This is a genomic window from Acinetobacter sp. ANC 4169 (genome assembly GCF_002135355.1).
GTDB lineage: Bacteria > Pseudomonadota > Gammaproteobacteria > Pseudomonadales > Moraxellaceae > Acinetobacter.
The window spans coordinates 148,231-164,077 of the sequence record NZ_NEGE01000007.1 but is presented as its reverse complement, the minus strand read 5'-3'; the positions used below and the strand labels follow the sequence as shown (position 1 = coordinate 164,077).

The following is a 15,847-nucleotide window of genomic DNA, read 5'->3' as shown; positions in this document are numbered from 1 at the left end:
ACCCGCCGTCATTTCATAACGGTAATCCGCAGAGGCGATCCAGAAACGTAAACCGTCTGCACCCATATCTTTAATGATGTCCTGCGGTGTGATTACGTTACCGATCGACTTCGACATCTTGCGACCTTTCTCATCGACCACGAAACCATGCGTCAACAGGCCTTTATAAGGGGCACGTTCATTGATGGCAATTGAGGTGAGCAATGAAGACTGGAACCAGCCACGGTGCTGGTCTGAACCTTCCAGGTACAAATCCGCAGGGTCAGTCAATTCTTCACGTTCACGAAGCACGGCAAAGTGGGTTGTTCCGGAGTCGAACCACACGTCCAGGGTATCGCGTACGGCATTGTATTGCTCGGCGTCTGCACCGATGAACTCAGAAGCATCACGGTTATACCAACCATCAATCCCTTCCTGTTCGATCAGTTTCGCCACTTCTTCGGTCAATTCCGGAGTACGTGGATGCAATTCATTGGTATCTTTATGCACGAAGAACGGAATTGGGACACCCCAAGTACGTTGACGTGAAATACACCAGTCCGGACGGCCTTCGATCATTGATTGGATACGGTTTTTACCCCAATCCGGTACAAAGCTGATGTCATTTTCAATTGCATTGAGTGCATTTTGACGTAGGCCTTTGGCATCCATGCTAATGAACCATTGTGGTGTCGCACGGAAGATAATCGGGGTTTTATGGCGCCAGCAGTGCGGGTAGCTGTGCTTGATTGGGTGATGTGCCCAAAGTTTGCCCGCTTCACTTAATGCTTCAATAATTTTAGGGTTGGCTTTATAAATGTGCTCACCGGCAAAAATTGGTGAAGTAGGCAAATACACACCATTACCACCCACAGGATTGTCAACTTTCAAGTTATACAGTAGGCCAACTTTATAATCGTCCACACCATGGCCAGGCGCAGTATGTACTGCACCAGTACCGCTGGTAGCGATAACGTGTTCACCTAAAATTACGGGTACTTGACGATCGCTAATTAAAGGATGTTGAAGAACAAGATTTTCAAGTTTGCTACCGGCAAAATCTGCAATCACTTCAACAGTGTTAAAACCATAACGTTCAGTGGCAGATTCAACCAAATCTTTGGCCAAGATAAAGTTTTGTGCAGCTTTATCTTCACCACGTGCTTTGACCAACTGGTATTCAATTTCTGCGTGCAGGGCAACCGCCTGGTTAGCAGGAAGCGTCCAAGGGGTAGTGGTCCAGATCACGATGTCTGTTGAATCGGCAACGGTTACACCTAGGCGTGCAGATAAGTCAGCAAGATCAACAACAGTGAAACCCACGTCGATGGCATCAGATTTTTTATCTTCATATTCAACTTCTGCTTCAGCCAATGCCGAACCGCAGTCCAGACACCAGTTCACAGGTTTTAAGCCCGGTTCAATATGACCGGCTTTGGCAATGGCACCCAGCGAGCGAACAATGTCGGCTTCCTGTTTGAAGTTCATTGTGAGGTAAGGATTGTCCCAGTCACCAAACACGCCCATACGTATGAAGTCTTTCTTTTGTAGTTCGACTTGAGTATAGGCATATTCACGGCAGGCTTTACGGAAAGTAGACGCATCCACTTTCACGCCGACTTTACCGACTTTTTCTTCTACTTTGAGTTCGATAGGAAGGCCATGACAGTCCCAACCCGGAACATAAGGTGCATCAAAGCCATCCATCACACGGCTTTTGATGATGATATCTTTCAGCACTTTATTGACTGCATGACCTAAATGGATTTGACCATTGGCATAGGGAGGGCCGTCATGAAGTACATATTTTTTCTTGCCAATACGCGACGCACGAATCTGCTGATAAATGTTGTCGGCATACCACTCTTCTAACCATTTTGCTTCACGTACTGCGAGATTTGCTTTCATTGCAAATTCGGTACCTGGGAGGTTTAGCGTGGCTTTGTAATCCACTGCATTTTCAGGAGTTTGCTTATCGCTCATGCAAGTTGTCTTCCAATTTAATCAGTCTTAGGCTGACGCGTTTTACAATAAAAAAATCTGGGATTTAAAAGGGAAAATTGGGGGTGTTGTGTCTAAACTCAAGCAGTTTTTCTACATCATCGTCAATTCCCGCTTTCAATGCTTCAAGCGAAGGGTAGTCCTTTTCACCATGTAAATAGTTCAAGAATATCACCCGCATTAACAGGCCATACAGATTAGCAGAAACATCAGGAAAATGTACTTCTAATCGCCATTCCGGATGGACTTGTTTGATGGCCGGTCGTGTTCCTACATGTCCTGCACCAAACAGGGCAGTGGGTTCATAACCTGCAATGCCTAGTTTTTCAGGGTGGTCAGCTTTTACTTTATCTTTTAACGATTCGGTTTCACACACCACTTCTACGCCGTAAATTCCGTTTAAACACGGTTTATGGCGGTTTAAGGAAACGTTAATAGTAGGAAAATCAATTGTTCGTCCAATTTGATCACCATATTGTACCCGACCAGTGATGCTATAGGGACGTCCCAGCAATTTGGCCGCCAAGGCTAAATCACCCGCTTGTAGCGTCTGGCGGATTCGGGTGGAACTGATCCGTTCACCCGCTAAGGCTACGGTGCTTAAATTGGTCACCTGAAAACCATAATTTTTTAAAAATTCACTATTGCCTTGGCGGTTTTTACCGAAATGAAAGTCGTCGCCTAAAACCAGGGAATCGGCATTGAGTTTGTGTTTTAAAATGTCGGCAAATTCTTCAGCACTTAAGCTGCGGAAATGATTATCAAATTTGGCGACCGCAATATAGTCGACACCCAGCTCGGTGAGATATTCGACTTTTTCACGTAGTGAGGTGATCCGTGGCGGCGCTTCATACCCTTTAAAAAATTCCAGAGGTTGCGGTTCAAAAATCATCACCAGGGTTTTTAGATTTTGTGCTGCGGCGAGTTGTTTTAATTGTGCAATCATTGCCTGATGACCCAAATGTACGCCGTCGAAATTACCAAGGGTCACGGCAGTTTTTGGCAATTGAAAATCTGGCGCTAAAGCATTCAGGCGGAGCAGCTTCATGGGCAAATCAATAAGTGAAAAATTATCAGGGCTATATATTGCCATAATCTTAGCCGTTCGTCTTGTTGTTGTGTTTTCATACAAAAAAATATTGGATCTTTGTCAAAAAAATAGTGTTTGAAAAAGATCAGAACGCAGAAGATCAATAGCGTTGAAGGACATTGAAATGCTTGAACAACAGATCAGTCAGTTTAAATATTCAAGTGAATCAGGATGTATTAAAGGCTTAGGCACAAGGATGATCACGATTTTAAATTTGCACTCATTCGCTAATTCTTTTCTAATGTGCACACTTTAAAATTTGCACATACACAAGGTTTCGCTATGTCTGACTTGGCTTTAATTATGGCATTGCCGAATGAATCTAAAGGTCTGTTTGAACAGGCAGGCATCGAAGTACATTACAGCGGTATTGGTAAAGTCAATGCGGCATTTAAAGCCTTTGAAGTGATTCACAAGACCGGTTGCAAGACCTTGCTCAACCTGGGCACTGCGGGAAGTTCACATTTTAATGCACATGAGCTGGTGGAAGTGAGTACCTTTGTGCAACGCGATATGGATGTATCGCCCCTCGGTTTTGCAGTCGGTGTGACGCCGATGGATCATGATCATCCTGCGGAAATTCATTTGCAGTCCTATTTTCAGCATTTGCCTCAAGGCATTTGCGGAACGGGGGATAGCTTTGAAACAGGATTGCCCAAAGTGCCGTGCAATTTGGTGGACATGGAAGGCTATGCGATGGCCAAAGTCTGCAAGAAACTGGGCGTACGATTTATTTCAGTGAAATATATTACCGATGGGGCCAATGAAACTGCGCATCTGGATTGGGAAGAAAATTTATTATTGGGGGCGCAAAAGCTGTCAGAATTGTATCAAATGATAAAATAAAGCGGTTAAGAATGGTAATTCGGCGACCATAGGGAGCTATGGTCGTATGCCAAAATTATCGTTGACGATAATTTAAGGTTTATGAACGAGGGATAACCCCATATAACATCATGTGTACAGTATGTTGAATACAACGTTGCTGCATTGAACGGTTACGCAAGGTTTTACCGGTGACCATTTCCATTTGGGTGGCAAAATCGGCATAGTTTTGGGTGATGGCCCAAATATTTAAAATAAGCAGTTCAGGATCAATTTCTTTGGCAATTTTACCCTGTTCCTGCCACATGCTGATGACTTTGGCTTTGCGCTTGACCAGTTTCTTTAAAGGACCTTTTAGAATCGGCAAGATATGCGGCGCACCTTGAATCACTTCCAAAGCAAACAGTCGGGATGCTTTCGGTTGAGTGCGAGAAACCTCAATCTTTTGCATTAAATAGTTGCTAATAGCTTCTTCTGGTTCCAGCTCGGATTCTAGCATTTGCAGTGGAGCAAGCCATTTCTGTAAAACAGTGGTCAGCACTTCTACATATAAAGCTTCTTTATTCTCATAATAATAGAAAATATTTGATTTATGCATTTCAGCAATTTGAGCAATCTCGTCTAAGCTTGCCCCATTAAAACCGTAAAGGGAAAATACATCGAGTGCTGCACTCAGCAATTGATGTCTTTTTTGAGTACTCTTTTTTTGTTCCATTGGCACATTTAAAAAATTAAAGGGGGAAAAACAAATTGTACGGCAAATCATCAGATTTGTGCATAAGCAAAAGTTTTAATTTTATGAATAATGACGATTTATTTTGTAGATGAGCTATGAAATTACGATAAATTCAACAAAAGTAAAAAGTTAAAGCCGGAAGATGGCTGTTTAGTACGCTATGGATATCCTCAGGGGTTTCAATAAGATTAAATTTAAATTTTTATGCCAGAGAGGCAGTTTCATATTTTGAGCAAGCAGCCATCCTTAAATAAAATTAAAGAATCTGCTGGCCTTAACCTTACATCATCTTGAGATCAGCGCAAATCAAATCGGATTGATAAGCGCTCATTGCAAATCTTGATTTAAGCAATAAAAGATCAGGTTGCCAGTACCGCATTCAGCACCTGTTGCTCGAGTTCAGTAAATGCGTAATCCTTTTTACGTGGTCGGGCCAAATCGACTTTAAACTGCTGGGCAATGTGTCCCTTATCTAACAGGATAATGCGGTCAGCCAGTTGAACCGCTTCGCTAACATCATGGGTCACCAGAATTGCGGTAAAGCCTTGCTCGGTCCAGAGTTTTTCAATCAGGTTCTGCATGTCCAAACGGGTGAGTGCATCTAGCGCACCCAAAGGTTCATCTAGCAGCAAGATACGAGGCTTATGCGATAAGGCACGGGCAAGGGCAGTACGCTGACGTTGACCACCTGAAAGTTGTGATGGCCAGAGTCCTGCCTTTTCTTTCAGGCCGACTTTTTCTAGCAGGGTAGAGGCATTGCCTTGATGCTCTTTGGCTAAACCCAATTGTACATTTTGCTCGATACTCCGCCATGGCAAAAGCCGTGGGTCCTGGAACATGACCCGGATGTCATCACTGGTGATGCCTTCGCGAATATGACGCGCTGACTTAAACTTGATTTCGCCATAGCTGGGTTGTTCCAAATCGGCAATCAGACGCAGCAGGGTACTTTTACCACAGCCACTGCGTCCAACAATGGCCAGGAATTCACCCGGTTGAATGTGCAGGTCCAGATCTTCCAGAACTTTCACTTCACCATAGAATTTATGCAGCTGTTCAATCAGAATTTCTGCACCCACGACAGCGTTAGGATTGATATCTGTATGGTCCGGTTGTTGCGGTATTGAGCGTTCTTCAGAAGCATGACGCCCGATGCTTAAATCAGTCATGTCTTATTCCTTATTGTTGATAGCCCGCATGCCAACGCAGCAGGTATTTTTCTAAACCGACGGCCAGTACATCAGCCAGTTTACCCAGCAGGGCGTAAAGTAAAATCCCCACCAAAACTACGTCAGTTTGCAAGAATTCACGGGCATTCATGGTCATATAACCAATGCCGGACTGTGCAGAAATGGTTTCGGCCACAATCAGCAGCACCCAGACCAGACCCAGTGCAAAGCGTAAACCAACCAGAATCGACGGCATCGCACCCGGTAAAATAATTTCTTTGTATAACTGCCAGCGGGTTAAACCGTAGCTTTTGCCCATTTCGATTAATTGCGGATCAACCGAACGAATGCCGTGATAGGTATTGATATACAGCGGGAAGAACACACCGACTGCAACCAAAAACAGCTTGGCTGATTCATCAATCCCGAACCATAAAATCACCAAAGGAATGAGTGCCAAAGCCGGGATATTACGGATCATCTGTAAAGTGGTATCCAGCAGGGTTGACGCGGTTTTAGAAGAACCGTTCAGCAGGCCGAGCAGCAGACCCAAACCACCACCGACCAATAAGCCAAGCAGGGCACGACCGGCACTGACTTTCACGTGTTGCCAAAGTTCACCACTGATCAGCAGCTGCCAGAATGCACTGACTACCGCAGTAGGCGCTGGTAAAATACGGCTCTCTAACAGACTGGTCATAGAGGCAATTTGCCAGACCAGAATCAGTGCAATCGGGAACAACCAGGGCAGCAAACGCTGCCCAAATTGTGTTCCACGTGAAACCTTGGTTTTGGCCACGGCTTCAGCAGAAATGGTTTTGCTCATTAAGCCGGCTCCTGATGTTTAACTTCCTTTTTAGCTTCATCTGCAACGTAGTTATTTGCCACGATTTCGCCAAAAGGACCAGTCAAGTTCGGTTGAGCCAGTTTTTTGCGGGTTTCTAAAGGCAGTAAGGGGAATACCAATTCTGCAAAACGAATCGATTCTTCCAGATGCGGATAGCCTGAGAAGATGAAGGTATCGATACCTAAGTCGGCATATTCCTGAATACGTGCAGCAACCGTTTCAGGATCGCCAACCAGTGCGGTACCTGCACCACCACGAACCAGGCCTACACCTGCCCAAAGGTTCGGAGACACTTCAAGTTTGCTACGGTCACCGTTGTGCAGTTCAGCCATACGGCGCTGACCGACTGAATCCATCTGCTTGAATTTTTGTTGTGCAGCCGCAATGGTTGCATCATCTACGTATTGAATCAGCTCTTCAGCAGCAGCCCATGCCTGTTCATTGGTTTCACGCACAATCACGTGTAAACGGATACCATAGTTCAAGGTACGGCCTTTAGCAGCAGCTTTGACTTTGACATTTTCAATTTTTTCTTTCACTGCTGCCGGTGGCTCGCCCCAAGTCAGGTAAGTGTCGACTTGGTCAGTTGCTAAATCTACGGCTGCATCTGAAGAACCCCCGAACCAGAGTGGTGGATAAGGTTGCTGTACCGGTGGATAAAGCAGTTTGGCATCTTCCACTTGTAGGCGTTCACCATTGAAGCTAAAGCTTTCACCTGTGTGTGAGCGTTTTAAAATTTCACGCCAGATGGTGGTGTACTCAGCTGCAGTTTTATAGCGGGTCGCGTGGTCTTCATACACGCCGTCACCTTTCAGCTCTTGCTCATCGCCACCTGTCACCAGGTTCAGCAGGACACGACCATTCGATAAACGGTCAAAAGTTGCCGCCATACGCGCAGCCAGGGCAGGCGTGGTCACGCCTGGACGTAACGCCACCAGGAATTTCAGGTTTTTGGTCGCATCGATCAGGCTGGCTGCGGTAATCCATGGATCTTCACATGAACGGCCGGTTGGAATCAGTACGCCTTCATAACCCAGGTTATCTACCGCTACGGCAATCTGTTTCATATAAGCATGATCGACCTGACGCGCACCTTTGCTTGTGCCTAAATAACGGCTGTCACCATGCGTAGGAATAAACCAGAAAATTTTCATTGCTTTGATCCTTAGATTACTTGCCTGCCCAAACGGCTTGCTGAATATTGATAGATTTCGGAATGATCTTGAGTTCGCTAAAACGGTTTGCCAGTTCTTGCTGATCGGCAATCACTTTTTTGCTGAGCAGAGCAGCATTAGACGGGTTCGGACGACGCTGGATAAAAGTCTGGCTGACCACCGATTTCAGACCTGTGCTTTGCGCGAAGAGGCTTGCAGTCGCAGTCTTGTTGCTTTGTACCCATTTATCTGCAATGTTCACTTGCTTGATAATGCCTTTAAGTGCTTGAGGATGATTTTTAACTAAATCACTTGAAGCCAGATAAAAGGTGTAATTTGGACTTAAGCCTTTACCTGAAGCCAGCACTTTGGCCTTATCTTCCACTTGAGCCGCAGCATAGTACGGATCCCAAATGGCCCAGGCATCAATAGCACCTTTCTGGAAAGCGGCACGTGCGTCAGCCGGGCTGAGCCAGATCGGTTGAATATCAGTCCATTGCAAACCGGCTTTACGTACCGCTTGCACCAATAAATAATGTGAGCTTGAACCGCGATGAACCCCAACACGTTTACCCTTCAACTGGCTGAGCTGGGTAATTTTGGAGTTGCCTGGTACCAAAATGGCAGAAGCCAAAGGTTTTGCAGTTTCATAAGCAAAGTAATGCAATGGCTTGTTGCCGGCCTGAGCATACACAGGTGGCGTATCGCCAGTCGCACCGATATCAATCGAACCGACTGCCAGGGCTTCTAAAATTTGCGGACCACCTGGAAATTCATTCCAAGTGATTTTGGCGTTTGGAAATTCCTGTTCAAACAGCTTTTGTTGCTGCGCAATCACCAAATTCACCGAAGCTTTTTGATAGCCGACGCGCAGCTGTTTTACCGAAGGATCCACAGCCCAAGCGGCATTTGAACCCAACATCGCGCAAGCAACCAATAGGGCATGCATGCCATGACCGGAGGTTTTGAACCATGGAGTTGCTTTGTTAAGTAGCTGATGTTGAGTCATATTAAATCCCCTAAACGTTGTTCTATGGTTTACTTCGCTAGAATCGCGGCTTGAATATTGAGTTTGTTTGGAATCAGTTTCTGGTTATAAAAGGCATCGGCAACGTATTGCTGCTTTTGAACTACGTCGTTAGAAATCGGTTGTACCCCAAAGCCCATACGGGAAATGGATGTTTTTAGAATATCGTTAGACAGACCTGTTGGTTTTTCCAGAAGTTTGGCTGCTTCATCGTGATGCTGTGCCACCCATTGCGTGGTGGTGTTGAGTTCCTTCACCACCGCTTTCAGCACATCCGGATGCTGCTCGGCAAATTTACGGTCTGCCAAATAGAACTGATGATTACTGACCAGGTTTTCACCTGTGGCAATCACACGTGCCCCAATCTGTTGTTCAGCAGCAGCAAAGAACGGGTCCCAAATCACCCAGGCATCCACTGCACCACGTTCAAATGCCGCACGTGCATCTGACGGTGGTAAATACACCACCTGGATGTCATCCAGGGTCAGCTTGTTGGCTTCTAAAACTTTTAACAGTAAGTAATGAACATTTGAGCCTTTATTCAGCGCAACACGCTTACCTTTTAAATCTTGGATATTTTTAATGGCTGAATCTTTTTGAACAATTAATGCTTCAGCTTTAGGTGCTTCCGGTTGATTCGCGACATAAACCAGATTCGAGTTAGCCGCCTGAGCAAAAATAGGCGGTGCTTCGCCTGCTTCACCCAAAGACACACTGCCGACATTTAAGCCCTCAAGCAGTTGCGGACCGGCTGGGAACTCGACCCATTTCACATTCACGCCTTGGTCTTTCAACGCGGTTTCTAAAATGCCGCGTTCTTTAATAATGGGTAATAAGCCATATTTCTGAAAGCCGATATTTAAAGTGACCGTTTCAGCTTCTTTTTTTCCACAACCTGTCATCATCATTGCGCCAGCAACTACTGAAGAAAGGACCAGTGATTTCGCCCAGAATTTTGCTTGAATGGCGCTCATGTAGGTGTGCTCCGCAACAATGAAGTGTTGAATATTGAACACATACGCTAAAGCTTTTTCTTTTTCGGAAAAAATAAAAAAATAGGAATTCTTAATGAGGAAAAAAGATAAATAAAAAAAAGAAAAACTTATGTAGAAAAGTGATTTATAAGAATCATAAAATATGTTGTTTTAATTCATTATATTATTGATATTTAATGAATTAAGTTCTAAATCTTAAGTAAGTATAAGGTTATTTAAATATGGCATAAGCAAATCGTCAAAAATTTCGCAAAAGCAGAGATAAAGATATAAAAAATAAAGCTATGGCAGTGATAAAAAAAGCCACTTAAAGTGCACTGCTGTCCCATAATTTGAATTTTATTTTAATACTGAACCAGCATGATGATTTGTTATCTTTAAATATTTGATATTTATATTTTTCATAGCCTTGTCTTTTCTTTAAAAGTTTAAGTGACTTTGTGTAGGCTAAACCCTACTTTTGACAGACCAAAATGAGAACTCAAAATATATTTTGAGTTCGCAAGAAAAGTCTTTATTCCCCATACACGACATCCTGAGCCAGTTTTAAGCACTGCTTTATAACGCAGCGCAAGGATGGGGAATGTGTGGCATCCCTGCCACACTCGCGAATCTAATACATGGACTTCAACTATGGGACCGTAGTGACTTAAAGTGACTTTTTGAACACCAAAGAATTGCGTTGATAGTTATATAAGGCCTGACGTGCATTCGGCAGGTCATCGACACTGGCAGGTTCAAAACCATGCTCGACAAACCAATGTGCAGTCCGGGTCGTTAAAACAAACAGTTGCTGAATGCCCAGGCTTTTGGCCTTGTCTTCCAGATAATGCAAAATCTGGCTGCCGCGGTTGGACTTTCGATAAGTCGGATCGACCGCGACACAGGCAATCTCGGCCGATTTAATTTCATTGGCTGAAGCTGGAATCGGGTACAGGGCAGCACAGGCCAAAATCATCCCATCCCGTTCAATCACGGAAAACTGCTCGATTTCACTTTCCAGACGTTCCCGCGAGCGATACACCAGAATGCCTTCGGCTTCCAGTGGGCGAAGCAAGTTCATTAAACCACCGACATCCTGAATATTGGCAGTACGCACATCTTCATAATGGGCATCGGTCATCATGGTGCCGGCACCATCACGGGTGAACAGCTCTTCCAGCAATGCGCCATCGTAGGTATAAGAAATCAGATGTACACGATTTACCCCTTTAAGTGAGGCATTTTTGGCACCGCGTAATTGCAGGGCAATATCCGGGTTGGAATCCTGATATTGCAAGATCTGCTGATCCAGCTGATGCGGGGCAATTTCGCGTTGCAATTGTCCAAACTCGTTCACCAAGCCCTGTTGCTTACCCAAAAATATCAGCTTGTCGGCTTTAAGCAGAATGGCGGTATTGGTGGCGACTTCTTCGGCGACCAGATTAAACACCTCACCAGTATTGGAATAACCGGTTGGGCCAAGCAACACAATATTATGATTTTTCAGATGTCTTTGAATGGCATCGGTATCGACCGTACGTACTTCACCTGTGAGCTGGAAATCAACACCATCACGAATGCCATAAGGTTTGGCGGTGACGAAATTGCCTGAGATCACATCAATTCGTGCGCCGTACATGGGTGAGTTGGCCAGTCCCATGGAAAGCAGGGCTTCAATTTGCAAGCGAATAGATCCCACCGCATTCATCACGCAGCTTAAAGATTCACGTGTAGTAATCCGGCGGTGATTATGGAACGGTGTTTGAATACCGCTGACTTTTAGGTTCTGGTTGATTTGCGAACGGGCGCCATGCACCAGAATCAGACGAATACCTAAAGAGTGCAGCAGAGCAATGTCATGAATAATATGCTGGAAATTTTCATGTTGTACCGCTTCACCATCAAACATGATGACAAAAGTTTTGTTGCGGTGGGCATTGATATAAGGCGCAGAATGTCGAAACCAATGCACATATTGTAAATTCGTGCTTTGTGATGTTTCAGATGGATTCGTTTGCATGCCTATCTCAAAATAAAAATTTCCTGCTTTGATTCTAATCAAAAAATGGCATAGGGGAAGGGTCAAAATAAAAAAACACCTGAACAAATTCAGGTGCTTCTTGTGGGAACAGGAGACTTAAACGAAGTTTTTAGTTAATGATGCGTACAATGCGGTCGGTACGTTCATTCACTAACACATAGTCACCGTTGACTTTATACCATTGTTGATAACGATTGGTATTCGGTAAGCGACGTGCTTCACGGTCGCTGACTTTATAGCTGGATGAGCTAAATACGCGCGGGAAATTTTGGCCTGCACGCCAGTCACGGCTTGGGTTTACTCGTTTGTTGTCATAGCGATTATTGTCATAGCGGTTATGGTTGTAACGGTTATTATTATCCCAACGTTTATCCTGATGCGATGGGGCATGATTATAACGTTGACGATCATCATAACGATGATCCGGCGCTGCCATCGCAGAAGTTGCCATCAATGCAGATAAAGAAAGTGCAATTGTAGTCAGAACTTTTTTCATTACTTTCACCCTAGATCATTTCGGTATATGTTTTCGATGATTCAAAATTAGAGGAAAAGTAGAGATAAACGATGTTGGAATCTTAGTTGAATTGTGAAATTGATGGAGAAAAAAAGAAGATTGTAAAAGTGCCGAAAGTCATACGGTTAAAGGGTGATATTGAAATAATCACAGCGCAAAAATAAAAAAACCCAAACCGGAGTTTGGGCGTGGAGAAGTTAAAACAGCGTTTTAAAATCCTTGAATACGCACAATGTTATTACTGTCAGTATCCACTAAAATATAGTCATTGTTGATTTTGTACCATTGCTGATTACGCGACGGCTTAGGCAAGTCATGGCTTCTGTAATCGACCTTGTAACCATTGCCGCGATAATGCTGTGGCATCACATAACCGGGTTGCCATTTATGCTGTTGCAGACGCTTGAATCCGCGTTCTTCACGCATACGGCGTTTGTCCTGCATGTCATCATCATGATCATCTTCACGAAAATCGCGACCGCGGTTAAATTTTGGCTGATCGGATTGATCCCAGCCACGATGATTATTGTTTTTTTCATGAGGTCCGGCAATGCTGGCCGTGTTTGCCATCAATGCACTGAAAGAAATTGCCAAAACTGTCAAAATCTTTTTCATGTTGAACCCTCATAGAAAAGTTATTAATTTCATGGCTGCTAATGTACGAAAAAATTGCAGAGAAACTGTGAAGATAGATCACGCATTTCTTAAAAAATGCAGAGATAATAAGGATATTCTTGCAACATCTCTCATCATTCAAAAATCTTGAGCAATTTTATAGAGCTATAAAATACTCGAAAACTTTCTGCGGATGAAAATTTTGTATCAAATTTCTGTAAATTATTTTATGAAGTAAAATTTTTTCTTTCCAAACAAGAAATAGCTATGCTCCTGGCGGTTCACAGGTCGTTCATAATTGGGCATTAGTTCCATTGTTCAATCAGGTTTTGTAATGAGGTGACTGCTTCAGCAATGGTTTCTGCCTGTTTGGCATCATCCAGGCCACGAATCAGGACATTCGAAAGCTGCAATTTTTTAATGCTACGAATCGTTTCAATTTTTCGCTTTTGATCAGCCATGTCAATCTTCCTCATAGTGGATGTTTTCAATGATGCCTAGCATAGACGCATTTTTATTATTTGGAAAAACGAATATTTTTGTAAAAGTTATTTGTAAATACGATTTATGATTTACTGATGATGAAGATGCTTTTGCGTGGTTTAACTCGTTTAAATGAAGAATAAAAAAGGGAGTCCAATTGACTCCCTTTTTGATCTTCAAGGATTAGTCCTGTGCATCAATACTTTGACCATTCAGATGTAGGCTGTCGTCACCCATCAAGTACAGGTAAGCCGGCATAATGCTTTCCGGTGTCGGCAAAGTTTTGGGATCTTCGTCCGGATAAGCCTTGGCACGCATGGCGGTACGGGTTGCACCCGGATTGATACAGTTATAACGCACATTCGGATAGACATTTTCTTTGGCAAAAATCTGGTTCACCGCTTCAATGGCAATTTTGGATACCGAATAGGCACCCCAGCGTTCGCGTGCTTCACGACCGACACCAGAACTGGCAAAGACCACCGAAGCATGTTCCGATTTTTGCAGGAGTGGTAACAGGGATTGGGTCAGTAAAAAGGGTGCACGCAAATTCACGGCCATCACATCATCCCAGACATCCACCGGGTAATGCGCCAGTTCAGTACGTTCTCCCAAAATACCGGCATTATGCAAAATGCCGTCCAGGCGACCAAACTGCTTTTCTAAAGTATCGACCAGTAACTCATAATCGCGAGGAGAAGCGCTGGAGAGTTGCAAAGGCAGAATAGCCGGTTGTGGCGCACCCAAACCTTCGATTTCATCATAAATGACTTCCAGTTTGTTTAAGGTACGTCCATGCAGAACTACGGTGGCACCATGCAGGGCATAGCTAATTGCAGCTGCACGACCAATACCATCGCCCGCACCTGTAATCAGGATAATGCGATCTTTTAACAGATCGGGGCGAGGTTGATATTCTGAATATTTCATTGTCTACCTCCTCGTTTATCGTATTTTTATGTCGTTATGAAATAAGAAAATTTTTGTCTTGTTTTGAGATGACCAATTGATTAATCACTTGATGTAATTCCGCAACTGTCTTCACTATACAATCCGCCTGCCAGGCTGTTAAGTCATCTTTGTGTTGCAATGGTAAATAACCATAGCCGGCCAAAATAGTGTACATATGGGCATTACGGCCGGCATCGATGTCACGCGGATGATCGCCGACATAAATACAGTCTTCCGGTCTAACATTAATCTGCTTGGCTGCCAGGTACATCGGCTCCGGATCAGGCTTGGTTTTGCTGACATCTTCAGGGCAAACCAGAACCGAACAGCGCTCGGTCAAATTCAGGGCTTTTAATAAAGATTCGCTTAACCAACGTGGCTTATTGGTGACGATGCCCCAGGGAATATCCTGACTTTCCAGCTGTTCCAGCAATGGATACATGCCTTCAAACAGGTCAGTCTCTACCGCAATATCTTCACCATACAAATCCAGAAAGCGCTGGCGATGGGCAAGAAAGACTGGATCATCCACTTCCAGTTCCGGATAGACCAGTTTCACCATGGCACGTGCGCCTTCCGACACCTGGGTGCGAATTAAGTCGGCAGCCACGATTTCACATTGCTTGTCGCGGCACATGTCTTGAATAATGCGAATGAAGTCAGCAGCAGTGTCAATCAGGGTGCCATCCAGGTCAAACAGTACCGCTTTCATTCAGCACCTTCTTTTTGCGTGTAAACCATGTAGTTCACATCGACATTTGGTGCCAGCCAGTAACGTTTGGTCAGCGGATTGAAATGTAAACCGGTCATGTCTTTGAGTTTTAAGCCTGCACCACGAATGTCGTGCGCCAATTCAGACGGTTTGATAAATTTATGATAATCATGCGTGCCTTTGGCCAGCATACGCAGTACATATTCCGCCCCAATAATGGCAAATAAATAAGATTTTGGATTACGGTTAATGGTCGAGAAGAACACGTGACCACCCGGTTTGACCAGTGCATGGCAGGCTTGAATTATCGATGCCGGATCTGGAACGTGTTCTAGCATTTCCATGCAGGTCACCACGTCATATTGTCCGGCCTGTTCTTCGGCTAATTGTTCTACCGGAATCTGGCGATACTGAATATTCTGCACGCCTTCCTGTTCGGCATGAATGCGTGCCACATTGAGGGGAGCTTCACCCATGTCGATACCCAAAACATCGGCACCACGACGTGCCATGCTTTCCGACAGGATACCGCCACCGCAACCAACATCGAGCACTTTTTTACCCGCCAGGCCACCTGCATGCTCATCAATCCAGTTTAAACGTAGCGGATTGATCATGTGTAATGGGCGGAACTCAGAATGCTGATCCCACCATATGGCAGCGAATGCTTCAAATTTGGCAATTTCTTGTGGATCAACATTCAATTGCGACATCGGTATCACC

General features: G+C 44.4%; 16 protein-coding genes. 1 reads left to right on the top strand and 15 read right to left on the bottom strand.

What is annotated here, in order from left to right; translation table 11 throughout:
• Together ileS and ribF are read right to left on the bottom strand one after the other, a co-directional pair.
• Window positions 1-1,962 (bottom strand): isoleucine--tRNA ligase (ileS, locus tag B9T26_RS07400; RefSeq protein WP_086199078.1); only part of this gene is annotated, 1,962 nt, incomplete at its 3' end.
• A 64-nt stretch (window positions 1,963-2,026) separates the two neighbouring features.
• Window positions 2,027-3,028, bottom strand: a complete 1,002-nt coding sequence (gene ribF / locus B9T26_RS07395) for a riboflavin biosynthesis protein RibF (RefSeq protein WP_086199077.1) — start codon at window positions 3,026-3,028, stop codon at window positions 2,027-2,029.
• 324 nt (window positions 3,029-3,352) lie between these two features.
• Here ribF and B9T26_RS07390 point away from each other — a divergent pair, with 324 nt between their 5' ends.
• On the top strand, window positions 3,353-3,916 hold the full coding sequence (locus B9T26_RS07390) for a 5'-nucleosidase (RefSeq protein WP_086199076.1): 564 nt from the start codon (window positions 3,353-3,355) through the stop codon (window positions 3,914-3,916).
• A 79-nt stretch (window positions 3,917-3,995) separates the two neighbouring features.
• On the opposite strand, the gene B9T26_RS07385 is transcribed toward B9T26_RS07390, so the two are convergent.
• The 13 genes from B9T26_RS07385 to ubiG all read right to left on the bottom strand — a co-directional run bounded on the left by B9T26_RS07385 (window position 3,996) and on the right by ubiG (window position 15,837).
• Window positions 3,996-4,610: a TetR/AcrR family transcriptional regulator gene (locus tag B9T26_RS07385; protein ID WP_086199075.1), complete on the bottom strand. Its 615-nt coding sequence runs from the start codon at window positions 4,608-4,610 to the stop codon at window positions 3,996-3,998.
• A 380-nt stretch (window positions 4,611-4,990) separates the two neighbouring features.
• Window positions 4,991-5,800 carry an ABC transporter ATP-binding protein gene (locus tag B9T26_RS07380; RefSeq protein WP_086199074.1) on the bottom strand — a complete coding sequence of 270 codons (810 nt, stop codon included), beginning with the start codon at window positions 5,798-5,800 and terminating at the stop codon, window positions 4,991-4,993.
• Window positions 5,801-5,810: 10 nt separating this feature from the next.
• Entirely contained in the window at window positions 5,811-6,626 is an 816-nt protein-coding gene (ssuC, locus tag B9T26_RS07375) for an aliphatic sulfonate ABC transporter permease SsuC (protein WP_086199073.1), read from the bottom strand.
• Complete coding sequence (gene ssuD / locus B9T26_RS07370) at window positions 6,626-7,801, bottom strand: FMNH2-dependent alkanesulfonate monooxygenase (RefSeq protein WP_086199072.1); 1,176 nt, start codon at window positions 7,799-7,801, stop codon at window positions 6,626-6,628. Before ssuD ends, ssuC begins: the two co-directional genes overlap by 1 nt.
• Before the next feature lie 16 nt (window positions 7,802-7,817).
• Window positions 7,818-8,810 (bottom strand): sulfonate ABC transporter substrate-binding protein, encoded by a 993-nt coding sequence (locus B9T26_RS07365; protein ID WP_086199071.1) that lies wholly within the window; start codon window positions 8,808-8,810, stop codon window positions 7,818-7,820.
• A 29-nt stretch (window positions 8,811-8,839) separates the two neighbouring features.
• Window positions 8,840-9,802, bottom strand: coding sequence for a sulfonate ABC transporter substrate-binding protein (locus tag B9T26_RS07360; protein ID WP_086199070.1), 963 nt, complete (start codon window positions 9,800-9,802; stop codon window positions 8,840-8,842).
• 670 nt (window positions 9,803-10,472) lie between these two features.
• Window positions 10,473-11,825: an amino-acid N-acetyltransferase gene (gene argA, locus B9T26_RS07355; protein ID WP_086199069.1), complete on the bottom strand. Its 1,353-nt coding sequence runs from the start codon at window positions 11,823-11,825 to the stop codon at window positions 10,473-10,475.
• Window positions 11,826-11,955: 130 nt separating this feature from the next.
• Window positions 11,956-12,342: an RcnB family protein gene (locus B9T26_RS07350; RefSeq protein ID WP_086199068.1), complete on the bottom strand. Its 387-nt coding sequence runs from the start codon at window positions 12,340-12,342 to the stop codon at window positions 11,956-11,958.
• Between the two features lie 231 nt (window positions 12,343-12,573).
• Window positions 12,574-12,978 (bottom strand): RcnB family protein, encoded by a 405-nt coding sequence (locus B9T26_RS07345; RefSeq protein ID WP_086199067.1) that lies wholly within the window; start codon window positions 12,976-12,978, stop codon window positions 12,574-12,576.
• A 305-nt stretch (window positions 12,979-13,283) separates the two neighbouring features.
• Window positions 13,284-13,439, bottom strand: a complete 156-nt coding sequence (locus tag B9T26_RS15650; protein WP_171262952.1) for a hypothetical protein — start codon at window positions 13,437-13,439, stop codon at window positions 13,284-13,286.
• 205 nt (window positions 13,440-13,644) lie between these two features.
• Window positions 13,645-14,391, bottom strand: coding sequence for a YciK family oxidoreductase (locus B9T26_RS07335; RefSeq protein ID WP_086199065.1), 747 nt, complete (start codon window positions 14,389-14,391; stop codon window positions 13,645-13,647).
• A 34-nt stretch (window positions 14,392-14,425) separates the two neighbouring features.
• A complete protein-coding gene (locus tag B9T26_RS07330; protein ID WP_086199064.1) occupies window positions 14,426-15,124 on the bottom strand; it encodes an HAD family hydrolase in 699 nt (232 codons plus the stop codon).
• Complete coding sequence (ubiG, locus tag B9T26_RS07325; RefSeq protein ID WP_086199063.1) at window positions 15,121-15,837, bottom strand: bifunctional 2-polyprenyl-6-hydroxyphenol methylase/3-demethylubiquinol 3-O-methyltransferase UbiG; 717 nt, start codon at window positions 15,835-15,837, stop codon at window positions 15,121-15,123. Before ubiG ends, B9T26_RS07330 begins: the two co-directional genes overlap by 4 nt.
• Between the last annotated feature and the right edge of the window lie 10 nt (window positions 15,838-15,847).